This is a genomic window from Algoriphagus mannitolivorans DSM 15301 (assembly GCF_000429425.1).
Classification (GTDB): Bacteria; Bacteroidota; Bacteroidia; order Cytophagales; family Cyclobacteriaceae; genus Algoriphagus; species Algoriphagus mannitolivorans.
On sequence record NZ_KE386902.1, the window covers coordinates 262,062 to 285,968 of the forward strand.

Here is a 23,907-nt window from a genome sequence, read left to right on the forward strand (position 1 = left end):
CCATGGAATTTTTGAATGAACTTTTACCTGAAGAATTGTTGAAGTCACTGGGCTGGACGCTGGTTCACTCGCTTTGGCAATTAATAGCCATTGCAGCTCTATTTTGGCTGTCCCTGAGGATTTTCAAGAATCAGGGTCCCTCCTTCAAGTATAATTTGGGTGTAGGAGCCTTAGTTTTCTCATTTTTTATGGCCTTGGGGACTTTTATTTATGAGTTTTCGACTTATGAAAAAATCCCTCCAATCAATGGAGCTCGATTGGAAGCCTTTGTTTTTCAAGGGAACACCATTTCCACAGAATCTACCGTGGATACTTTCATGACTCTGGGAGTAACTTGGATCGAGACCAGCTTGCCTATTTTGGTCAATATTTGGTTTTTGGGAGCATTGTTATTCTTGGTGAGGCTTCTCAATAGCCTTTCTGAAATCCGGCTTTTGAAAAAAACATCTTCCCCGGTGTCAGATTTTGAGTTGGAAAAGGTTATGTATCGCCTAGTTGGAAAGTTGAATATCACCCGAGATGTCAAACTCAAAATAAGCCGAAGGGCAATATCTCCCCTGACTTTTGGAACTCTCAAACCTATTATTCTCCTCCCTGCCGGATTGGTTTTTCAATTGTCTCCTGCTCAGTTGGAGGCTATCCTTGCTCACGAATTGGCTCATGTCAAAAGGAACGATTACCTAATCAATTTACTCTTATCCAGCTTGGAAGTTATTTTCTTCTTTCATCCCTGCTATTGGTGGATGAGTAGTGCCATTCAGGAATTGAGAGAAAATGCCGCTGATGACTTGGTCGTAAAATCAGGTGTCGAAGCTAAAAATCTGGCCACCGGTCTGGCGGAGGTTTTGAATTTTTCCAAACAAAACCCTCCTGAACTGGCCTTGGCAGCAGGGAAAAAACACCATCCTACCCTACAGAGAATCAAAAGGATACTTGGCTATCCTTCCCAAAATTATCCACAAACCCCTATTATTTCTATCCCCATGTTACTTACTCTATTTCTGAGCATCGGGCTGATGGCGAGCGCCCAGCAAGATGCTCCAAAACCCAATGAACCTATAGCTCCCAAAACAAGAGTTTTGGATGTTCAGCCGACCTTTGTGTCCCCTGCGCCGCAGGATACTACCGTGAAATCCTACCGAGACCCTAAGACGAAAGAACAGGTAAATGTCTATGGAAAAAATGTCATGATCATGACCACGGCCGATGGCAAGACTTACCAAATCAAGGGAGATATGCTGATTTCTGAGGGCGACACCGTAATTCTTTCTCCCAAAGCCAAAGCTGCATGGGAAAGATTGAGACTATTTGATTCCCAGAATATGCCTGAACTGGTCTTGCCTGAAGCTCCGGAATTCCCTGAAGCTTTGGCCATGGTGCCAGAGCCTGACTTTGACTTTCAGTTTGATATGCCAGAGATGCCTCCCATGCCGATGGAAAATTTCGATTTTCCGGAATTAATGGATGTGCCTTTAGACTTTGATTTTAAATCCACCTTTCCTGATTCTTTTTTCAGAAAGGATACTACCAAAATGACGCAGGAGGAGAGGGCAAAATGGCAAAAGGAAATCCAGGATCGAGCCCGGGAATTCTCCAAAGAGGCGGAGTTGAGAGCTAAAGAGTGGGAGGCTAAGTGGAAGGAAAATGAGTCTGAGAGAAAGGAAAAAATGGCTCAATGGGAAGCTAAATTCAAGGAAGAATTTGAGCCAAGATTAAAAGAATTTGAAGCGCGAATGAAGGAATGGCAAGCTCAAAATGAGCCTAAAATGAAAGAATTTGAAGCTAAAATGAAAGAATGGCAAAAAGCCCAAGAGCCCAAAATGAAGGAATGGGAAGCCAAGATGAAGGATTGGGAGACAGCCCAAAAACCAAAAATGGAAGAATTCCAAAGAAAGATGGAAATCTGGCAAAAAGAGCATCAGGCCAAAATGGATGAGTTCCAAAAGCTACTTCAAGAGGAATTGAAAAAAGATAAAAATTAATTGTGTGTTGATACTAAAAAAGACCTGTCCGATGGGCAGGTTTTTTTATGCTAGAAGCTTAAAAAAGGGACAATAAGAATAATTTTTTATATGTATGACCGCTTTCTTACCAGTGGGTCGTACACTATGAATAAAATCCCGCTTGAAGTTCAGTTTTAGTCAGCTTCGGTCTTCGGTCTTCCAACCGCCAAATCAAAGGAATTTTGGATTGTGGTGCATTTGCGGATAATCATATTTTTTATATCCGCTTTGAATGTAAAGAGTTGCGAACTGTGCCTGGATGAATCGTGACACCTAAATTTTGAGAGTAGAATTTCCGGGAATTTCCCCCACTTTTTAAAAACTGATTTACGCCGGAGGAGGAAAATCTTGAAATGATTTTTTAAAAACCCCAAAATTAGCCAGTTTTGGCACTTTTTGAAGGGACGAATGCCCGGATCTAAACGCTTGAATATCAAGAAAATTTTATTGGATTTTTTCGGAAAAATATTGGCTTGGAATAATCTTTTGGCTACTTTTAATACAAAGTGGGAAAAAGTGGGGGAAAGTGGTAGAAAGTGAAAACCATTTTCTTACTTTTGTCTTTACGGTAAACTCCAATAGATCGAGACCAAGTTATGTTCAACAGTCAGTACGATGCGAAGCTAGATCCCAAAGGGCGTCTGGTGTTGCCTTCCAAAATCAAGGGGGCAATTCCGGAGGCGAATGGGACTTCTTTGATGCTTCGGATGGCTGAGGACAAATGCCTGGCGCTCTATCCTATGGTGGAGTACAAAAAGCTGGAGAATCAGATTAAATCCCTGAACATCAACAACCCTGAGCAAAGGATGCTTCAGCGGTCTTTTTTCAATTCTATCGTCGAGGTAGAACTGGATACTGCGGGGAGGTTGCTGATTCCGAAGCTTTATCAAACCTATGCCGGGCTGGAGAAGGATGTGGTAGTAGTCGGTATGGGGGCAAGAATCGAACTCTGGAATCCTGACAATTATCTCAAGAACATCATTGTAGATCCGGCGGACTTGTCCAGCCTGATGGAAAAGTATCTCTCCTAAGCGCTATGACTGAGTCTGTTTACCATATCCCAGTGATGCTCGCCCAATGCACTGAAGGCTTGGCTATTAATCCCAACGGGATTTATGTCGATGTGACCTTTGGTGGAGGTGGGCATTCGAAAGAAATCTTGAAGCATTTGGATCAGGGACATTTGTATGGATTTGACCAGGATCAGGATGCAGCCAGAAATATCCCGCAGGATGATCGGTTCACCTTTGTTCAGGCAAATTTCCGGGATATCAAAAGATATCTCCGACTCTATGGAGTCAAGCAAGTGGATGGGGTTTTGGCTGATTTGGGGATTTCTTCCCACCAGATCGACGAGCCGGGAAGAGGGTTTTCCACCCGATTCAGCGGAAGTCTGGACATGAGGATGAATCAATTTGGTGAGATGTCTGCCAAGGATGTGCTCAATACTTATGAGGAAGGAAAGCTTCATAAGATTTTTGGCATTTACGGCGAGGTGAAAAACGCCAAAACCTTGGCTCAGGCCATAGTTGCCGAACGGGCAGCTCGGCCATTTGATACCACAGAGGGCTTTACTGGTTTTCTGAAAAAGTTTGCCCCAAGAGGGAAAGAGTTCAAATACTTCGCTCAGGTCTTTCAGGCTTTGAGAATAGAAGTAAACGACGAGATGGGCGCTCTGGAAGAAATGCTGCTGGGAGCTGTAGAGGTTCTGAAGCCAGGCGGAAGGCTGGTAGTGATGAGCTATCACAGCTTGGAAGACAGGCTGGTGAAGAATCTGATCACTAAAGGGAAGTTTCAGGGGGAAGTGGAAAAGGATTTCTATGGAAACCTTCTTCGTCCTTTGGAGCCGGTGAGTCGGGGGGCTATCGTAGCTGATGAGGCTGAGGTAGTTGCCAACCCAAGAGCCAGAAGTGCAAAATTGAGAATAGCTGAAAAGAAAGGAAAATGAGTCAGAACACCTTTAAGAAAAAGATAAAGGCAGGGAACAGTCCGAAAGGAGGTCCCCGAAAGACTGTTTTTACCTGGATTGAAGAAAAGCTCGATGTGAAAGGATTCTTGGGCGAGGGAGTACCAGTTCAGTTTATCCCTCCGGTTGGGTTCCTGGTGATTTTGGCTTTGATCTACATCTATAGTAATCACCGGGCTGAAAGCATGGTCCGGAAAATCGAGAAAGCCCAGCAGGAAGTGGAAGATCTCCGTGCAGATGTCACCACCCTTGAGGCTGAATACATGCAAAGCAGCATGCAGTCAGAAGTGGCAAAGCGTGCGGCTAAGCTTGAAATCTATGAATTGAATCAACCACCGATCAAAATCGAGGTAGAGAAATAAATGAATATCAAACGCTCCATAGTGCTCCGTGTAAGGGTGGTTTTCATCCTGGTGGCTCTTGCTGCTTGTGCGATTCCGTACAAGATCGCTGTGGTGCAGTTTAAGGAAGGAGAAAAATGGATTGCAAAGGCAGAGCAGGTCAATTTTCAGTACAGACAAGTGCCTGCTACCCGTGGAAATATCTACGCGGCAGACGGTAGCCTTTTGGCGACCAGCTTGCCGTTTTATCGGGTAGCCATCGATCCTACCATTGCCAAAGATTCCAAGTTCAAGGCTGGAATCGACTCTTTGGCCAGAAATCTTTCAGCATTCTACAAAGACAAATCTGCCACTGCCTACAAGCGGATGATCAACGATGCACGCTTGGATAAAAAGCGTTACCTGATTCTCAACCGAAAGCAAATCGGCTATCAGGATATGCAAAAGATGACCCAGTGGCCTATTTTCCGTGAAGGCAGATTAGGTGGAGGAGTGATTTTTGAAAAAGTTGAAAAGAGATATCGTCCTTTCAATTCCTTGGCTAGCCGTACGGTTGGCTTTTTGAATGAGGATGAATACGGAGCAGGTTTAGAATACAGCTTTAACGGTCATCTGAGAGGAAAGGACGGAAAGGCATTATTCCAAAGATTGGCGGGAGGAGTATGGAAGCCGGTTTTTGATGCGGAAGATATCAAGCCGGAGAATGGTCTGGACGTATTCACTACCCTTGATGTCAATATTCAGGATGTAGCCGAGACCGCGCTGAGAAGACAATTGACTGACCGGGATGCGGCTTTTGGATCTGTCATCGTGATGGAAGTTAAGACTGGGCACATCAAAGCAATGTCCAATCTTCAAAAGAACAAAAGTGGAGTGGGCTATTCAGAAAGCTATAATTACGCAGTTGGTGATATCGGAAGCACTGAGCCGGGATCGACGTTCAAATTGCTTTCCATGTTGGCGCTTTTGGAAGAAAATAAAGTAAGTCTGGAGGAAAAAATCGAGACAGGTAATGGCGCACACCGCTTTTACAATCAGACCATGTACGATGCCAAGCATGGAGGATATGGGACAATTACTATCCGGGAGGCATTTGAAAAATCTTCCAATGTAGCCATCTCCAAGTTGGTCGATATGCACTTTGGAAGCAGTCCTTCTAAGTTTATGGCGTATTTGGACAAGGTTGGATTGGCAGAGCCATTCAAACTCCAGTTGGCCGGAGAGGGAAAGCCATTTTTCAAAAAGCCTGGCTCTAAATCCTGGTACGGAACCTCCCTTCCTTGGATTTCCATAGGCTATGAGTCTAAGCTTAATCCTATCCACACGCTGGCACTCTACAATGCAGTGGCCAACAATGGGGTGATGATGAAGCCGATGTTTGTTCGGGGTGTGGGTCAGGGAAATCAACTCAAGGAAACCTATGAGCCTGAGGTGATCCGTAAATCCATTGCCTCCGAGAAAACTATCAAACAGCTGCAAGAGCTTTTGGAAGGCGTCGTTGTGAGAGGAACGGCTAAGAATATCCTCAACCCGAATTATAAAATTGCTGGCAAGACCGGAACCGCTCAGAAAATTGTAAATGGTCGCTATGTGGAGACCTATTACACCAGCTTTGCAGGATATTTTCCGGCTGATCGCCCCAAATACAGCATGATCGTAGTCATAGACAGTCCTAAAGGTATCGCTGCCTATGGAGGGGATGTGTCTGCTCCTGTATTCAAGGAGATCGCAGACCGCATCTATTCCTTGGACTTGGAGCTAAATCCTGTGAATCAGTCCAAAATTTTCTTCGCAGAAAACGACTATTCCAAGATTCCATACATCAAGGCCGGAAAAGGCGAGGAGCTTCAGGAGATTTTTGAGCACCTCGGAATCAAAGCAAAAACGCCATCTGCGGAAGATTGGGTAAGGCCAACAATCGCTGAAGAAAAAGTCAATTTCCAAATCAACAATACCGAAAGGTCGGTCGTGCCTGATGTCTCGGGCATGCCGCTGAGAGACGCCCTTTTTATTCTAGAAAACAAGGGCATTAAAGTGAATTACAACGGAAGAGGTCGCGTGCTGGAGCAGTCATTGACTCCGGGCACACAGCTGACTCCTAATACAACGATTAATCTGGTCTTAGGCTAATGAAGATCCTGAAAGACATATTATATAAAGTGTCCTTGACCTCTACCATTGGAGATATGGAGAGCGAAGTGAAATCTATTGTCTTTGACAGTAGAAAGGTGGAAGCAGGGGATACGTTTGTGGCCATTCCAGGTACTCAGGTAGATGGACATGAATTCATTACCGCGGCTTTGGATAAAGGCGCGATCAATATCATTTGTGAGCGATTGCCGGAAGACATTCGGGACAATGTTACCTACGTGCAGGTAGTGAATGCTGCCAAGGCGCTGGGAATCATGGCCTCCAACTTTTATGGCAATCCTTCTGAGAAAATCAAAGTTGTGGCGGTGACAGGTACCAATGGCAAAACCACTACGGTAACCCTCTTACACCAATTGTTTGTGGCCATGGGATATAGCACTGGACTACTTTCGACAGTTGAGAATAAAATCAACGAGGAAATCATACCTGCCACGCATACCACACCAGATGCAGTGAGTGTTCAGGCTTTGCTTCGCAAAATGCTGGACTCAGGCTGCACGCATTGTTTTATGGAAGCAAGTTCTCATGCCATTGTGCAGGAAAGAATCGCAGGACTGAAGCTTTCAGGGGCTGTTTTCACCAATATCACCCATGACCATCTGGATTATCACGGGACATTTGATGAATACATCAAGGCCAAGAAGAAGATGTTTGACGAGTTGCCAAAAGATGCTTTTGCACTAGTCAACGCAGATGATAAGCGAGGTATGGTGATGCTTCAAAATTGCAAAGCAAGCCATCACACTTTTGCGCTGAAATCTGACTCGGAGTTCAAGGCCAAAATCCTTTCCAATACCCTTGAAGGACTGGAACTGGATGTCAATGGTAAGCTGATCTGGTTCCGCTTGATCGGAGCTTTTAATGCATACAATCTTTTGGGAGTCTTGGGAGCGGCTGTATTGCTAGGGGAAGATGAGGAAGAGGTTTTGCGTGAGCTTTCAGGAATCCGGGGTGCCAAAGGCAGATTCGATCGGATTTCCATCGGAGGAATTACCGCGATAGTGGATTATGCCCATACTCCAGACGCTTTGGAAAATGTCCTCAAAACTATCAACGGAGTGCGAAACGGGAATGAGCAGCTGATCACAGTCGTTGGTTGCGGCGGAAATCGGGATAAAACTAAACGTCCTACCATGGCCAAAATTGCCGTAACCGAAAGTGATAAAGCGATTTTCACCTCTGACAATCCTCGTTTTGAAGACCCAATGGATATCCTGAAAGATATGCAAGCGGGTATCGGTCCTACCGAAATGAGGAAGACCCTCACCATCGAAGACCGACGGGAAGCCATCAGAACGGCAGCGATGCTTTCCCAGAAAGGAGACATCATCCTTATCGCAGGAAAAGGACATGAGGACTACCAAGAAATCAAAGGAGTAAAGCACCATTTCGACGATGCCGAGGTGGTCACAGAGATATTAACCCAATTGACAACAAACTGATATGCTCTATCCCATTTTTGACTATTTAGATCGAGTTTTGGACATTCCGGGGACCGGGGTGTTCCGATTTATCTCGTTCCGAGCGGGGATGGCGGCAGTTTTTTCCCTGATCATCACCATTACATTTGGGCATCACATCATCAACTGGATCCGAAAAAAGCAAATCGGTGAGACAGTTCGTGATTTGGGACTGGAAGGTCAGGCTCAAAAGAAAGGCACCCCGACCATGGGTGGTTTGATGATGATCGCCGCGATTTTGGTGCCTACGCTTCTTTTCGCCAACCTGAACAATATCTACATCATTCTCTTGCTCATCTCCACCGTATGGTTGGGACTGATAGGGTTTTTGGATGATTACATCAAGGTTTTCCGCAAAAACAAAGAAGGACTTAAAGGCCGATTCAAAATTGTAGGTCAAATCGGGATCGGGATTATCGTGGGAGCCACACTATATTATAATGATGATGTGGTTATCCGTGAGTTTTCTACTCCAGTATCAGTAGAAGGAGGAATTGTTGAGACCCCTGCCTATCAGGATGTCAAAGCCTTGAAGACCACTATCCCTTTTGTCAAAAACAATGAGCTGAATTACGAAAATCTCTTGGGTTTCCTGGGAGATTCTATGACCCCGGTGATGTATATCCTGGTGGTGATTTTCATCATTACCGCGGTATCCAACGGAGCCAATATTACGGATGGGATTGACGGGTTGGCGGCCGGAACTTCGGCCATCATTGGACTCACGGTGGCGATTTTCGCTTATCTGAGTGGAAATGCCATTTTTTCCCAATACCTCAACATTATGTATATCCCCAACTCAGGGGAGCTAGTGATTTTCGCTTCCGCGTTTATTGGCGCCTGTATCGGATTCCTGTGGTACAATGCCTACCCGGCCCAAGTATTTATGGGAGATACGGGTTCGTTGATGCTTGGAGGAGTGATAGCCGTTTTGGCCTTGACGCTAAGAAAAGAGCTGTTGATCCCAGTGATGTGCGGGATTTTCCTGGTCGAAAACGTCAGTGTCATGCTCCAAGTGAGCTATTTCAAATACACCAGAAGAAAATACGGTGAAGGCAGAAGGATTTTCCTGATGTCTCCATTACACCATCATTACCAGAAAAAAGGAATCCATGAAGCCAAGATCGTAACCCGGTTTTGGATCGTGGGAATTTTATTGGCAGTACTCACTTTGGCAACATTGAAACTGAGATAATTATATGAAACAGATCGCCATACTAGGAGCTGGAGAAAGCGGATTGGGAGCAGCATTGCTTGCCAAGCGTGAAGGCTTTGGCGTGTGGGTAAGTGATCTGGGTCAAATTGCTCCGGAGAGAAAAGAAGCGCTTCAATTGGCTGAGGTGGGTTTTGAAGAAGGCAAGCACGATGAAGAGAAAATCCTTTCCTGCGATTTGATCATCAAAAGCCCGGGAATTCCTTCAAAGGCTCCTTTGATCCAAAAGGCCTTGGCAGAAGGCATTCCGGTGATTGACGAATTGGAATTTGCATGCCGATTCAGCGCTGGAAAGGTGATCGCTATCACCGGTACCAATGGCAAAACGACCACCACGCTTTTGACTTATCATTTGCTGAAAGAGGCTGGAGTGGATGTGGGATTGGCAGGTAATGTGGGGAAAAGCTGGGCAGGGCAGCTCATTGAAAAGGACCATGATTGGTGGGTGATCGAAGTTTCCAGCTTCCAGATTGATGGAATGGAATGCTTCCGGCCGACTATTGGAATGCTGACCAATATCACCCCGGACCATTTGGATCGATACGAGTACAAGCTGGAGAATTACATCCTTTCCAAGATGAATCTCTTCAAAATGATGACGGTCCGGGATAAGGCGATTTTCAGCGTAGAAGATGCAAACAGCCAAAAAGGGCTAAAGATGAGACCGACCAAGGCATCTTCCTTTGGGATTTCTTTAGAAAAAGAACTTGAGCATGGAGGGTACTTCGACGGACAAAACCTCAACCTGGTTTATAAGGACGAAAAGGCCAAAATCTCCCTTCAGGATCTATCCATCCAAGGCAAGCATAATATCCTCAACGCCTTGTTTGCGGGTTTGGCTGGGATGATGGCGGGATTGACTGAAGAGCAGCTGAAAGCTGGGTTCAGGACCTTCAAAAACGCCCCTCACCGGATGGAAGTAATTCGGGTTTTGGGTGGGGTTCAGTTTGTGAATGATTCCAAAGGCACCAATGTAGAGTCCACTTATTATGCTTTGGGCAGTTTTGAAAGGCCCATGGTCTGGATTGCTGGAGGTGTGGACAAAGGCAACGACTATTCTGTGCTGAAGCCTTTGGTAGCAGAAGGAAAAGCCAAGGCATTGATCTGTCTAGGAAAAGATAATGAGAAGCTGAAAGAGGCTTTCAAAGGAGTAATTCCCGAAATCCGGGAGACACAGGATATCCGAGAAGCAGTGCTGTGGGGCCAGGAAATGGCAGAAAAGGGAGAAGTGGTACTTCTTTCACCTGCCTGCGCAAGCTTCGATTTATTCAAGAATTATGAGGACCGTGGTGAGCAGTTTCGTGCTGCGGTCTTGGAATTAAATGAAACACAAAAGGCATGAGTTTCCTAAAGGAATGGATAGACGAGCATTTTAAGGGCGATCCCATCATTTGGGCGATCGTGATTTTGCTGTCTTTGTTCAGCATCCTGGTGGTATATTCTGCTACCGGAACGTTGGCTTACAAGACGGCAGGTGGGAATACCGAACTCTACCTGTTCAGACATTCCTTTTTGGTATTTCTATCTCTTTTTGTCATGTGGCTGGCGCATAAAATGCCATACAGAAAATATGCGCTATATGCTCGACTGTTCATGTACCTGTCCATTCCGTTGTTGGTTTTCACGTACATGTTTGGCTCCAATATCAACGACGCCAATCGCTGGTTGACTATTCCGGTTATCAATCAGGCATTTCAGCCATCCGATTTGGCAAAGCTGTCTCTGATTGCAGCCTTGGCGGCTATGCTCGCCAAGCGTCAAAAGAACATCAAAGACTTTACGGGCACCTTCCTGCCTATCATCCTTTCCATCGGAGTGATCTGTGCTTTGATCGGAATGGCCAATATGTCCACAGCCATCCTTTTGTTGATGACCTGCTTGCTGATCATGTTTATCGGAAGAGTTCCTGTCAAGCATCTTGCCTTGGTGGTGCTGATTGGTTTGCTGGGTTTGACTGTGGCAGTATTTGTGGGACAGCGGGGAGATACGTTCTGGTCCAGAATTGAGGCTTTTGTAGAATCCAAAGACGATGATTCCAAAATTCCTTTTCAAGCCGAGCAGTCCTATATCGCCATTGCGACTGGAGGAATCACCGGAAAAGGTCCCGGAAACAGCGAGCAAAGAAACTCTCTACCTCACCCGTATTCGGATTTCATCTACTCGATCATCATTGAAGAATATGGCCTAGTGGGAGGCGCTACGGTGCTTTTCCTTTACCTGGCCTTGCTATACCGCGGGATGCGGATTGTGGTCAATTCCAACAAAGCCTTCGGAGGCTTGCTTTCCGCAGGATTGAGTTTTGCCTTGGTGATTCAAGCCTTGGTCAATATGGCTGTAGCCGTAGGACTGGGTCCGATTACCGGATTGCCCTTGCCCCTTCTGAGTATGGGAGGGACCTCCCTGGTTTTCACCGGGACAGCCTTGGGAATCATCCTGAGCGTCAGTCGTGGAGATCATCAGGATGAGGCATCGACAGCTTCAGAGGCTGTCAAAGTAGGAAACAAATTGAGAACAGCTTAACCCAAAATACCATTACAACTCAGCCAACATATCGAATTCTCATCAGCGGCGGAGGCACCGGAGGCCATATCTATCCTGCGATTGCCATTGCCAATGCCTGGAAGGAAAAGCATCCTGCCAGTGAGATTCTTTTTGTAGGTGCTTTGGGCAAAATGGAAATGCAGAAAGTCCCTGAAGCAGGCTATCCGATCAAGGGATTGCCGGTGGCAGGACTTCAAAGAAGCCTATCTCTTGAGAATTTAAGCTTTCCTTTCAAGCTTCTCAAAAGCTTGAGAATAGCTTCGAAAATTGTCAAAGATTTCCGGCCAGATGCAGTGATAGGAGTCGGAGGATATGCCAGCGGACCGGTATTGTATGCTGCTCAAAACAAAGGAATTCCAACCCTTCTGCAGGAGCAAAATTCCTATGCGGGATTGACCAATAAGCTTTTGGCCAAAAAAGCAAAAGCGATCTGTGTAGCCTACCCTGGAATGGAGAAATTCTTCCCTGCTGAAAAGATCCAAGTGACCGGCAACCCGGTGCGCAAAGATATTCTGGACTTGTCCGGGAAAAAAGATAAGGCTTTGGCTCATTTTGGATTGGTAGAGGACAGAAAGACCATTCTGGTTTTAGGTGGCTCCCTTGGCGCTAGAACCCTCAATCAGGCAGTTTTGAAAGACAAAAAGGCCTTGGAGAAATCCGGCTATCAGGTCCTTTGGCAATGCGGGAAATTCTACTTCAAGGAGATGCTGGAAAAGCTGGAAGCTTCTGGACTAAAGCATATTCATCTGAGAGAGTTTATCCGGGAGATGGATTTGGCCTATGCTGCAGCTGATGTCATTGTTTCCCGCGCAGGAGCATTGTCTGTGTCCGAATTGAGTCTGGTGGGAAAGCCGGTGATTTTCATTCCTTCTCCCAATGTGGCGGAGGATCACCAAACCAAAAATGCCATGGCTTATGTGGACCACCAAGCAGCGATGCTTTTGAAGGATTCAGAAGCTGTGGGACAATTGAAAAGTAAAGTGGACGAACTCATGCAGGATGCTGCATTGGCGAGCGCACTGGGAGAAAATATGAAAAAACTAGCCAAGCCTAATGCAGCCTTGGCAATCGTGGAAGAAATAGAGAAACTGATCAAATGACATTCAAAGGGATAAATAGGGTCTTTTTCCTCGGCATAGGAGGTATCGGAATGAGCGCCATCGCTCGCTGGTTCCTGCATGAGGGATATCCTGTCGCGGGATACGACAAGACTCCATCTCCTTTGACTGCGGAATTGGAAAAGGAGGGAATGACAATCACCTATACCGATAGAGTGGATGCGATTCCTTTTGAATTTACCACTAATCCGGAGGAGGTTTTGGTAGTGTGGACACCTGCTATCCCGAAGGATAGCGTGTTGTTGAATTTCTTCCAGGCTCATTTTCAGCTAAAGAAAAGATCTGAAGTCCTCGGCATGATCACCAAGGACTACTATACCATCGCAGTGGCGGGGACACATGGGAAGACCAGTACATCCTCCTTGATTGCTCATTTGCTGAAATCAGCAGGAAAGCCAGTAGCGGCATTTTTGGGCGGAATCACCCAGAATTACAACAGTAACCTGATTCTTCCTGGTAAATCCAAAGAGGCCAAATTGGTCGTTGTGGAAGCGGACGAATTTGACCGCTCATTCTTGAGACTTCATCCGAATGAAGCAGTGGTGACCAGTGCAGATCCTGATCATTTAGATATCTATGGAGATGAGGCCACCATTTTAGAGGGATTCCGGGAGTTTATTCAGCTGGTGGACAAAAAGGGCAAGCTGTATTTACAGACGCATGCTTGGTATCGGTTGGGTGAAAATCTGGGTACTTCTGTGGGCGTTCGGGAATACGGCTTAAGGTCCAATGGCATTCATGCTGAAAATGTGATTGCCAAGCCTGGCGTGTTCCAGTTTGACTACGTCGGACCAAGGGTCCAAATCACAGGATTGGAGCTTCATATTCCGGGATTTCATAATGTGGAAAATGCCCTGGCGGCCATTGCCATCGCGGTAGATCATGGCGTGACCGAGGCTCAAATCCGGGAAGGAATCAAATCTTTCCGCGGGGTAAAAAGAAGGTTTGAAATTCACTCAAATACTCAAGGCGCTGTTTACATCGATGACTATGCACATCATCCTGAAGAAATCAAGGCTTGCCTGAGTTCTGTGCGGGCTATGTATCCTACTCAGCGATTGACAGTAGTCTTCCAGCCTCACCTGTTTACTCGCACGCGGGATTTTGCAGAAGGGTTTTCAGATAGCCTTTCCCTTGCAGATGAAGTCGTGCTATTGGATATCTATCCAGCCAGAGAACTTCCGATTCCGGGTGTGAACTCGGAGATGTTGATGGAGGGAATTCAGGCTCAAAAGAAAATTTTGATACCAAAAGATCAGGTAATGGACTACCTGAAGGAATCCAGTCCGGAGGTCTTGGTGACCATGGGTGCTGGAGATATCGACCGGCTTGTACCGGGAATTGCGGATTGGACTCATTCTAGGACAAAACCCACGGGAGCATGAACTGGAGAAAAGTTAAGCAAATCGCAGGATACGCAACCCTCGGGTTGATACTGATTGGATTCATTGGATTCGTGGAAAAGCGAACCCAGGAGAAGACCTATCAAGGATTGGAAATCCACCTCAAAGCTGTAAGTGGCTTGTATTTCGTCGAGGAAAAGGAAATCGCCTCCATCGTTTCCAGTGCCTTCCCGGAATTGAAACCGGGACTTCCGATGAAAGAGATCCCATTAGGGGACGTGGAGAAAAGGCTGGAAGCTCATCCTTTCATCAAGCATGTGGACGCTTCTATTGGACAAAAGGGTATCCTGAGTCTGACCATGGAGCAGCATGAGCCAATTGCAAGAATTGCCCGCCCGACAGCAGCTGATGGGTACATCACTACTGAAGGATTGATTATTCCCACCTCTCCCACTTATACCAGCCGGGTGCTGATTTTGGAAGGGGAGTTTATGGAAAAATTAATGGACAGAGGTACACTCGAGCAAATGCCTGAGCTGATGCCTTTGATCCAGTTTATCACCAAGGACGAATTCTGGAATGCCCAGATTACCGAATTGGAAATCCGAAAAAGGGATGACATCCGCCTGCATCAGCAGGTAGGGAGGCAGGTCATTGAGTTTGGAGATGCCTTGGACTTTGAGAGCAAGTTTCAGCGAATCGAAGTGCTTTACAAGGAGATTATGCCGAGAAAAGGCTGGAATGCCTACGATCGGATCAGCGTGAAGTTTAAGAATCAAATTGTTTGTGAATAAAGCTAGGATATGGAAAATGACAAATTAATTGTAGGCTTAGACATTGGGACGACCAAGATCTGCGCCATCATCGGCCGAAAGAATGAATTCGGGAAACTGGAAGTCCTTGGAATGGGCAAGGCAGTCTCCGATGGAGTGGATAGAGGTATTGTGACCAATATCGAAAAGACTGTCAACGCCATTCAAAAGGCAGTGACGGACTGTTCCAATATGGCCGACGTGGACATTGCCGAGGTGATTGTCGGCATTGCCGGACAGCATATCCAAAGCAAAATCATGCATGGTAGCATCATGCGCCAGCCCACTGAGGAGGAGATTACCATCGAAGATGTGCAGCGACTTTCTGCTGACATGCACAATATCGTTGTACCTCCCGGCAACAGCATTATTCACGTGATGCCTCAGGATTATACCGTCGATTACGAAGGCGGAATCAAGGATCCAGTGGGCATGGCAGGTACCCGGCTTGAGGCGGATTTCCATATCATCACTGCCCAGACTACTGCTATTCACAACATCAACAAATGCGTGAAGCGAGCCAACCTTTTTTCCAGTCAGCTAATCCTAGAGCCCCTGGCAAGTTCGCTTTCTGTATTGAGTGATGAAGAAAAAGAAGCCGGAGTGTGTCTGGTGGATATCGGTGGTGGGACGACGGATATTGCCATTTTCTATGAAAACATCATCCGTCATACAGCGGTGATCCCATTGGGTGGAAATATCATCACTTCGGACATCAAAGAAGGGTGTATGCTGATGCAGAATCAGGCCGAATTGCTGAAAACCCGATTCGGAAAAGCTATTGCCAAAGAGGCTAATATCAACGAGATCGTATCTATTCCAGGCTTGAGAGGGAGACCTCCCAAGGAAATTTCAGTTCATAACCTGGCTTGCATCATCGAAGCCAGAATGGAAGAAATCATCGAAATCGTGCAGAATGAAATTGTGCAAAGCGGCTTCTACAAAAAGCTGGCTGGAGGCATAGTACTTACCGGCGGTGGCTCTCAATTGCAAAACATCGCTCAGTTCTTTGAATACCAAACTGGCTTAGATACCCGCATCGGATATCCAAACGAGCACCTGGGCAAGTCGGTCATCGAGGAAATCAAAAGTCCCATGTATGCCACTTCCGTTGGGTTGGTTTTGGCTGGTTTCAAATCCCTGGACAACCGGGAGGAAGAGTACAACCGACGCAAAGCTAACTCGGGCCACAAACCGAAAATCATGCAGAAGCGAGAGATGATTACCAATAATTTCTTCAAAAGCATCAGTGATCGATTAAAGAATATCATCTCCGCAGATATCGGAGATGACGATAACTATAACAACTAGGGCTTATGATTGGGGAGATAATCTGCTCTGCGGTTTATTTCCCTTTTGTTCCCTTTTCACCAAAAACAAAAACAAACAGAATTTTCACCAAACCTAAAATATGTCAGATAACATGAAAGATTACAGATTTGATCTCCCAAAGAATCAAAAGTCAATTATCAAGGTAATTGGCGTCGGTGGTGGCGGTAGCAATGCCGTAAATCACATGTACAGCCAAGGTATCAAGGATGTGGAGTTTGTGGTAGTCAATACCGATGCACAGGCTTTGAAATCATCCCCGGTACCTTTGAGACTTCAGCTAGGTGCAAACCTTACCGAAGGTCTAGGTGCAGGAGCTAATCCTGAACAAGGAAAAAATGCCGCAATCGAATCTCAGGATGAGATCCGTGAATTGCTTTCCGACAATACCAAGATGGTGTTTATCACCGCAGGTATGGGCGGTGGTACCGGAACGGGTGCTGCTCCGGTGGTGGCAAAAATTGCCAAAGAACTGAATATCCTGACCGTGGGTATTGTCACTGCTCCTTTTATGTTTGAAGGGAAAAAGAAGATGGCAGTTGCTCAAGCTGGGATTGAATCCCTTCGCGAGAGCTGCGACACGGTTTTGGTCATTTTGAACGATAAGCTGAGAGAAATCTATGGCAATCTGGCCATCCGAACTGCTTTCAGCAAGGCAGATGATATTTTGACCACTGCGGCGAAGTCTATCGCAGAGATCATCACGATTCATCAGGATGTAAACGTGGACTTTGAAGACGTGAAGACCGTCATGAAAGACGCTGGAGCTGCTGTCATGGGATCTGCCACTGAAGAAGGCGAGGGCCGTGCGATCCGTGCAGCCGGTGCAGCTATTTCTTCTCCGCTGTTGAACAATGTAGACATCAAAGGGGCTCAGAAAATCTTGCTTTCCATCATGTCCGGTGAGGAAGAAGAACTATCCATGGATGAATTGTCCGAAATCACTGAGTATATCCAGGAGAAAGCCGGCGACAACGCTGAGGTGATCTTCGGTCAGGGTATCGATCAGGAATTGGGTAAGGCTATCCGCGTTACGGTCATTGCTACCGGATTTGAAATGGACAAGCTTTCTGATAAAACTCCGAAAAAGGAATATTCCGCTCCAGTTTCAGCTTTTTCTTCAGTTCCAGCCAAGCCAGTAGTGGAAGAGGAAGCAGAAGTGAAGACGGTGATCAACTTGGAATCCGGCAAAAGCCAGCAGGTCAAAGAGGAGCCAGTGTCTGGAAGCTACAGTTTTAATTTTCCCAAAGCTCCGGTAGCGGCTCAGCCCATCAAGCCTTTGGAGGATGACCAGGAGGAGTTCGTTTTTGAACTTAACCCTCTCCATGAAGATAAGCCAGAGGAGAAAGCTCCGGAAAAGATTGTCATTGACCTGTATGAGGAAGCTCCAAAGAAAAATCAGGAATTGCCAAAGGAGTCTGAGCCTGTTCCTACTGCCTTTGCCAATGATTATTATGAGCAAATGAAGCAGAAGGCTATTCAAAGAGCTCATGAAAGATTTGAAAAGCTGAAAGGCAAAAGAACTTTCAATCCATCTCCTGAAGATTTCAAGGAAAAACTGGAAGTGCCTGCCTATCAGCGTAAGAATGTAGTCTTGAATGAGCCGCAGCACAGTTCTGAGCCGGCGATCAGCAAGTACAACCTAAACGAGGAAAATGAAATCCTCGGAAACAACAGATTTCTGCATGACAATGTGGACTAAGTCCTAAAATTCAAGCAGCATGTCTGCCTGGGTATGCAGAAGTTCTATATACAGCCTGTTGGTGAGCAGGTTATCTGACATATTTTGCTCGATTTTGGCAAGCTTCGGCTTGAGAGCAAGAACATGCATGCCCAAATAATGGAATATGTCGGTGAGGTGGCTCAAAGCGATGCCACCTCCGCCGATTCCAGAAGAAATTCCCACCAATGCACATTTTTTATTCCGGAAGGTATTCGGATAAGTCATTCCATCGATGAAGGTTTTGAGAACTCCCGGAAAGGAGCCGTTGTATTCCGGAACGATGAAGACAAACTTTTTTCCAGCCTCAACGCGATCATGAAACTCATTGTATCCTGGGTTTTTCCCATTGTTTTCATACAAAGCTGAAGACACAAAATCTGCAGGTAAATTTTCCAACTCTAATATTTCTGATTCCATCCCCTTTTCTTGTAGGATGGATTGATAGAGGGTAGCTATGGTTTTGGAAACCGAGTTTTTCCGGTTGGTTCCGACGATGATCTTAATCATGAAGAATTATTTTCTGTCCTGAATACAAGCAAGTGGGGGTAAAAGTTCTTAGCAAAAGGCAAAATCATATATTTACAGCAATAGAATTAAGAAAATGGATTATTACAAACAAGTTCAGGAAGCGACTTCCTACATTCAAACGCACTTTTCTCAGGAAATCCCCATCGGAATAATTTTAGGGACAGGACTTGGGAGCCTCGGAAATCAAATTCAAGTTGAAAAAGAACTGGATTATAAGGATATCCCACATTTTCCGGTTTCGACGGTTGAAAGCCATTCCGGGAAGTTGATATTCGGCACTCTTGCTGGGAAAAAGGTACTCGCTATGAAGGGAAGATTCCACTATTACGAGGGATACTCCATGAAGGAGGTTACTTTTCCGGTGCGGGTGATGAAGATGCTTGGCGTGAAAACTTTATTGGTATCCAATGCTTCCGGAGGCCTCAACCCGGCTCAAGAGGTGGGGGATGTAATGATCATTTCGGATCACATCAGCCTTTTTCCAGAGAATCCACTCCGAGGAAAAAACTACGAGGAATGGGGTCCGAGATTTCCGGATATGAGTGATGCTTATTCTCCAAGATTGGTTCAAAAGGCCTTGGAAATTGCCTCAGCTAAAGGGATTAAACTTCATACTGGCGTATATGCTGGGGTAGAAGGACCAAACTTGGAAACACCTGCGGAATACGTCTATATCAGGACTATCGGTGCTGATGCAGTAGGAATGAGTACGGTGCCTGAGGTGCTTGTCGCCCGACATATGGGAATCGAAGTCTTTGGGATTTCTGCCATCACGGATTTGGGTGTGCCTGGGAAAATCCACAAAATTTCTATTGAAGATGTTTTGGCAGCAGCCGCAAAAGCTGAGCCGATCATGGGTTTGGTTATGAAGGAATTGGTCCAGGCACTTTAGGCAAAAAAAATAATTTTTGAGATTCAGACTTTGATGGCCTCTTGTTAGTCCCAGCACCTGCCTGTCCGATAGGCTGGTGCTTGGGTTAATAGAGCATTATGGCTCAGACTCCGACTCCCTGCCTAGCCGTCAGGCAGGCGCTCAGTCTGACTGGAACTCGTTGCATTTTGGCAAGTACTCCTTGTAGTCCAAGTTTAAGCTTCTTTTTCAGAATTCTTATTCTGCCGGTAGCTCACCAATGGTTTTGATCAGCAATTCCATAAAGGGTTTGATTTCAGCCGGCCAAAGTGCTGGTTCTCTTCCTACTTGCCACCAAAGCACACCTGTTTGGTTTTCAAAGGCGATATAGTATCCACCTTCTTCAATGCAGTTCGGGCAAGCGACTAAGGTATTTCCCAAAGGTCTCAGGTAGGACTCTGGAAAAGCTTCCCGGAGCGCTTCTGCTTTGGCGTTGAATTGGGCGTTGAGCGGGGTGGTTTTGTAAGTGATCACTGGAGCCTCCCGAAAGGAATTCATGTTGTCAATGAAGAGTTTCCCTTGATTGTATTTATAGATCTGGATGCAATTGCCTTCACAGAAGAAGTTCCAAGAGCCGAAAATAAATGCGTCTACTGCGGGCTCCTCATCTTCTTTGGAACAAGAGCTGACCAGAGGTAGAATCAATAGGAAAAAGAGCGCAATTCTTTTCATAGTTATGCTTTTTTTGATTTCATACGAAATAAAGAATCATCCGTTTGGGTAATCTTTTCATGAGATTAGGGATATTTTCTTTTCTTGCAAAGTGATGCAAAAAATCAGGATTATTTTCTTTTTTCTTTGTTTGGGAGTGTTTTTTAAAAGTTTTTCACAAACCGACTCCTTGACCTATACATTTGGATCGGAAGTCAACGCCTCCCAAGCATCCTATGTACTAACGGGAAAAATAATCGCCAAAAATACTGGAGATCCCTTAGCTGGGGTAGGGGTTCATTTGGATGGGTTATTCTCAGGGGTGAGTACTGATAAATTTGGGTTTTATTACCTCAGCATTCCCAAAGGATTTCATCGGGTAACTTTCCGACATGTCTCTCACATTCCCATTTTCACTCAGGTTTACCTTTATGAAAATGGCGTGATCAACTTGGAGATGGAGGAGAAAAATTTTGAACTCGAGGGAGTGGTGGTCATGTCAGATCAGCCGGATAGGAATGTCCGGGAATCCATCACCGGTATCACCAAACTGACCACCCGAGAGCTGAAGGCAATCCCCGCCTTTTTGGGGGAAGCCGATATTTTCAAGGGCTTACAGCTTTTGCCTGGGGTTTCTTCAGTAGGTGAGGGGACTTCCGGAATCAATGTCCGAGGTGCAAAAACCGATCAAAATCTGATCCTGATGAATGAGGCTTTAGTCCTGAGTTCTAACCATGCTTTGGGCTTTTTATCAGCATTCAATACGGACGTGACCGAAACATTAACCTTATATAAGGGAAATCTTCCGGCGAATTTGGGCGGGAGATCCGGTTCCGCCTTGAACATCCTGATGCGTCCCGGGGATATGAATTCATGGAAAGGATCTGTTGGTATGGGTACTTCCAATGGCAAATTACTTCTCGAAGGCCCTGTGGCCAAAGACAAAATCAGCTTGATCGCCGGAGGTCGTATTTCTAATGTGAACTGGCTGCTCAACCAGAGCAGGGACTTGGACTTGCAAAACAGCCGGCTGAATTTTTATGATGGATATCTCGGGCTGAACTGGAAGCTAGCTCAAGGTCATACCCTGGAAGCGAACACACTGTTGACGGGAGATGAATTTTTGTTTTCTGACCAGTTTGGATACGAATGGAGCAACCGGGTGAGTTCGCTTCGCTATAGGGGGATTTTAGGTGAAAATATTTCTCTCAATGCCCTTTTTGCCGATGGAGAATTCACCAACGCGTTTCTTGACCCGGAGGGAGTGGCAGCAGCTCAGGTAGAGAACGGGATGAATTATCGGCAAGGGAAACTCGCTCTAACTTGGGCAAATGAAAAAATTGCGGTGACTGCTGGAGGAGAAGGGATAAATTACCGTGGAAAACCTGAGCTCTTACGGCCTTATGGTCCAGATTCGGGAATAATTCCTGAAAAAGTCGGGAAAGAAAAAGGGATCGAGCTTTCCGGTTTCCTGACTATGGAATATGAATTTGGAGAATCTACCGGAATTGTAGCCGGACTTCGCTATTCTACCTATTCCCAGCTCGGGCCGGATACAGTCTATCAATACAAGCCCAATGCGCCGATTTCTGAAAATGAAATCCAGGGGCAAGAGGTGTTTTTTGAAGGAAAAATCAAGTCTTATTCCGGCTTGGAACCTAGGATTTCCCTTCGCCAAAATATCAATTCATCCACCTCAGTCAAGCTGAGCTATGCCAGGCTGTATCAATATGTTCAATCCATTTCCAATACGTTTGGGCCTACTCCCATTGATTTATGGCAATTGAGCACCACCTATCTTCCTCCACAGCGAAGTGATAATTTTTCCTTGGGAATATTTAAAAACTCGGAGGACAATAAATGGGAATATTCTGTGGATGCCTTTTATAGAAAAGGTCAAAATCAGGTGGAATACCGTGATTTTGCGGATATTTTTCTCAACCCACACTTGGAGACCGAATTGGTTTTTGGAGACGGGAGAGCTTATGGTGGGGAGTTTATGATCAAAAAGAACCTGGGCGTGTTGACAGGCTGGTTGGCCTATACTTATAGCCGATCTTTTTTTCGCTCACTCAGCGACTTTGAGGTAGAGCAGATCAACCAGAACGAATGGTTTCCTTCCAATTACGACAAGCCCCATGAGGTGAATTTTATCCTGAGCCGAAAAATGTATCCCGGTGGCTTGTTCAATCTTTCGGTCAATTATGCCACTGGAAGACCGGTCAGTGCTGTGACGGCTTCTTACCTACTCAATGGAGGATTGGTGGTGCCGGATTATTCAGCCAGAAACCAGTACCGCATCCCGGATTATTTTCGGGTGGATGTCTCTTATACCGTGGAAAAGGTGTTTTCCAAAAAGGGTGATAGTTTGAATTTCAGTATTTATAATCTCTTTGGGAGGAGAAATGCCTATTCTGTTTTTTGGAAAAAGGACAGCGACTCCAAACAGCTAAGACCTTATCGTCTAGCTATTTTAGGAGCTATTTTTCCTTCGATTTCATACACCATTCAATTTGGAGGAGGCCATGAATAGAAAGTTTTTAGGGTTATGGATTTTCATTCTCTTGGGGTTCAATTCCTGTGTGGATCAGATCAGCTTTCCCTTGGAAAAAGCCCCTAAGGAGCGTTTGATTGTTTCGGGTTTGTTTACCGATCTGGAAGGACCGCATACTGTTTTTCTTTCCCAAACGACTTCTCAAGCGAGGGAACCGCTGTTTTCAGGTGGATTTTTTACCCTGAATGACAAACCCAGACCTGTGAGAAATGCCAGAGTCCTTCTACTTTCCACTTCTGCAGGAATTGGGGGACAGTTTCAGGAAGTCAGGCCGGGTGAATATGAATTGAGAGGTAAATTTGCCCAAGAGGATGGGATGGAATTTTTCCTTCAAATTGAAATTGAGGGGAAAATATACCGCTCAGAAATTCAGAAAATGCCCACGGTAATAGGGTCTGATTCATTGAGTTTTTCCCTGGAGCGAGCCCGCTTGAAGGACAATCCAGATGCTGCTCAAGTAGTGATCAGAACTGAAACTACTCTGCCCAATCAAGTGGGAGGATATTACCTTAGGTGGATGGTGGATGAAGCCTATTTTTGGGATTTGACGTTTTTTCCCAATCCTTTCAATACTCCTCCCCCCAATTGCATTGTTTTTGATTTTCCGGACCCGGAGCGGATTACTTTGGTGAATGGAAATCTACTGAACAGACCAGGAGGAAAATCCAACTTGGTGGTGGCCCAACGCTTGGTGGATCAGTCCTTTTTGAGCAGACATTATTTCAATGTTCAGCAGCTCAGTATTACCCAAGAATCCTATGAATATTGGAGAAAAGTCAGGGAAGTGGTCAACAATACCGGGTCGGTATTCGATTCTCCTCCCGCTGCGGTTCGAGGGAATGTATTCAATGTAGAAGATTCCGAAGAGGTCGTCTTGGGCTATTTCGAGGTTGCTAAGTCCAAAGTCAAGCGGATTTACACTACCCGGGCTGATATTCCTTTTTTTATTGAGAAAGTCTGTGAATACATTCCGGGTAAATCTTCTCAGCTCTATAAACCCACTTGCTTGAGCTGTAATGTTTTCCCCAATAGCACCTCAGCGTATCCGGACTGGTGGTTTGAGGATTGATTTTCTGAATTAGCGCCATACCGTCAGAAGGCAGGTTTCTTTTACTTGGCTGCTTGGATACTTCCATTCCGCTCACTAGGTTAGGAAGAGGAAAGAAGATTCTTTGAACTTCAATTTGATTCTAAAGTAATTTTAAAGAACCACATAAATACATAGGATCGCATAGTCTATGTATTCTATGTGCCTATTGGTTTA

19 protein-coding genes are annotated in these 23,907 nt (G+C 45.6%); 17 read left to right on the forward strand and 2 right to left on the reverse strand.

The genetic code is table 11. From position 1 onward, the window contains the following. Positions 1-2 precede the first annotated feature (2 nt). The 14 genes from G458_RS0118120 (at position 3) to ftsZ (ending at position 17,979) form a co-directional block, all read left to right on the forward strand. Positions 3-1,982, forward strand: a complete 1,980-nt coding sequence (locus tag G458_RS0118120; protein ID WP_026953158.1) for a M56 family metallopeptidase — start codon at positions 3-5, stop codon at positions 1,980-1,982. A 617-nt stretch (positions 1,983-2,599) separates the two neighbouring features. Then, positions 2,600-3,034, forward strand: coding sequence for a division/cell wall cluster transcriptional repressor MraZ (gene mraZ / locus G458_RS0118135; RefSeq protein ID WP_026953160.1), 435 nt, complete (start codon positions 2,600-2,602; stop codon positions 3,032-3,034). A gap of 5 nt (positions 3,035-3,039) precedes the next feature. Beyond that, complete coding sequence (rsmH, locus tag G458_RS0118140) at positions 3,040-3,951, forward strand: 16S rRNA (cytosine(1402)-N(4))-methyltransferase RsmH (protein ID WP_026953161.1); 912 nt, start codon at positions 3,040-3,042, stop codon at positions 3,949-3,951. Beyond that, the gene (locus G458_RS0118145; RefSeq protein WP_026953162.1) at positions 3,948-4,331 is read left to right on the forward strand and encodes an FtsL-like putative cell division protein; all 384 of its coding nucleotides are present in this window, start codon (positions 3,948-3,950) and stop codon (positions 4,329-4,331) included. The genes rsmH and G458_RS0118145 overlap by 4 nt, the downstream gene beginning before the upstream one ends. Continuing rightward, complete coding sequence (locus tag G458_RS0118150; RefSeq protein WP_026953163.1) at positions 4,332-6,440, forward strand: penicillin-binding protein; 2,109 nt, start codon at positions 4,332-4,334, stop codon at positions 6,438-6,440. Further along, entirely contained in the window at positions 6,440-7,903 is a 1,464-nt protein-coding gene (locus G458_RS0118155; protein WP_026953164.1) for a UDP-N-acetylmuramoyl-L-alanyl-D-glutamate--2,6-diaminopimelate ligase, read from the forward strand. Before G458_RS0118150 ends, G458_RS0118155 begins: the two co-directional genes overlap by 1 nt. Before the next feature lies 1 nt (position 7,904). Continuing rightward, the gene (gene mraY / locus G458_RS0118160; RefSeq protein ID WP_026953165.1) at positions 7,905-9,116 is read left to right on the forward strand and encodes a phospho-N-acetylmuramoyl-pentapeptide-transferase; all 1,212 of its coding nucleotides are present in this window, start codon (positions 7,905-7,907) and stop codon (positions 9,114-9,116) included. Between the two features lie 4 nt (positions 9,117-9,120). Continuing rightward, positions 9,121-10,476 (forward strand): UDP-N-acetylmuramoyl-L-alanine--D-glutamate ligase, encoded by a 1,356-nt coding sequence (gene murD / locus G458_RS0118165; protein WP_026953166.1) that lies wholly within the window; start codon positions 9,121-9,123, stop codon positions 10,474-10,476. Then, positions 10,473-11,654: an FtsW/RodA/SpoVE family cell cycle protein gene (locus tag G458_RS0118170; RefSeq protein ID WP_026953167.1), complete on the forward strand. Its 1,182-nt coding sequence runs from the start codon at positions 10,473-10,475 to the stop codon at positions 11,652-11,654. Before murD ends, G458_RS0118170 begins: the two co-directional genes overlap by 4 nt. 11 nt (positions 11,655-11,665) lie before the next feature. Beyond that, positions 11,666-12,775 carry an undecaprenyldiphospho-muramoylpentapeptide beta-N-acetylglucosaminyltransferase gene (murG, locus tag G458_RS0118175; RefSeq protein ID WP_026953168.1) on the forward strand — a complete coding sequence of 370 codons (1,110 nt, stop codon included), beginning with the start codon at positions 11,666-11,668 and terminating at the stop codon, positions 12,773-12,775. Continuing rightward, positions 12,772-14,178, forward strand: coding sequence for a UDP-N-acetylmuramate--L-alanine ligase (gene murC, locus G458_RS21160; RefSeq protein WP_035468462.1), 1,407 nt, complete (start codon positions 12,772-12,774; stop codon positions 14,176-14,178). Before murG ends, murC begins: the two co-directional genes overlap by 4 nt. Continuing rightward, positions 14,175-14,930 (forward strand): cell division protein FtsQ/DivIB, encoded by a 756-nt coding sequence (locus tag G458_RS0118185; RefSeq protein ID WP_026953169.1) that lies wholly within the window; start codon positions 14,175-14,177, stop codon positions 14,928-14,930. Before murC ends, G458_RS0118185 begins: the two co-directional genes overlap by 4 nt. Before the next feature lie 9 nt (positions 14,931-14,939). After that, on the forward strand, positions 14,940-16,259 hold the full coding sequence (gene ftsA, locus G458_RS0118190; RefSeq protein ID WP_026953170.1) for a cell division protein FtsA: 1,320 nt from the start codon (positions 14,940-14,942) through the stop codon (positions 16,257-16,259). Positions 16,260-16,371: 112 nt separating this feature from the next. Further along, complete coding sequence (ftsZ, locus tag G458_RS0118195; protein WP_026953171.1) at positions 16,372-17,979, forward strand: cell division protein FtsZ; 1,608 nt, start codon at positions 16,372-16,374, stop codon at positions 17,977-17,979. Between the two features lie 3 nt (positions 17,980-17,982). Here ftsZ and G458_RS0118200 read toward each other — a convergent pair whose 3' ends face one another. Then, entirely contained in the window at positions 17,983-18,507 is a 525-nt protein-coding gene (locus G458_RS0118200; RefSeq protein WP_026953172.1) for an NADPH-dependent FMN reductase, read from the reverse strand. Between the two features lie 94 nt (positions 18,508-18,601). On the opposite strand from G458_RS0118200, the gene G458_RS0118205 reads away from it, so the two are divergent. Continuing rightward, positions 18,602-19,420, forward strand: a complete 819-nt coding sequence (locus G458_RS0118205) for a purine-nucleoside phosphorylase (RefSeq protein ID WP_026953173.1) — start codon at positions 18,602-18,604, stop codon at positions 19,418-19,420. A gap of 216 nt (positions 19,421-19,636) precedes the next feature. Here G458_RS0118205 and G458_RS0118210 read toward each other — a convergent pair whose 3' ends face one another. Further along, positions 19,637-20,110 (reverse strand): hypothetical protein, encoded by a 474-nt coding sequence (locus G458_RS0118210; RefSeq protein WP_026953174.1) that lies wholly within the window; start codon positions 20,108-20,110, stop codon positions 19,637-19,639. Between the two features lie 169 nt (positions 20,111-20,279). Here G458_RS0118210 and G458_RS0118215 point away from each other — a divergent pair, with 169 nt between their 5' ends. Further along, a complete protein-coding gene (locus tag G458_RS0118215; RefSeq protein WP_169719283.1) occupies positions 20,280-22,622 on the forward strand; it encodes a TonB-dependent receptor in 2,343 nt (780 codons plus the stop codon). Then, complete coding sequence (locus tag G458_RS0118220) at positions 22,615-23,712, forward strand: DUF4249 family protein (RefSeq protein WP_026953176.1); 1,098 nt, start codon at positions 22,615-22,617, stop codon at positions 23,710-23,712. The genes G458_RS0118215 and G458_RS0118220 overlap by 8 nt, the downstream gene beginning before the upstream one ends. The last annotated feature ends 195 nt before the right edge of the window (positions 23,713-23,907 follow it).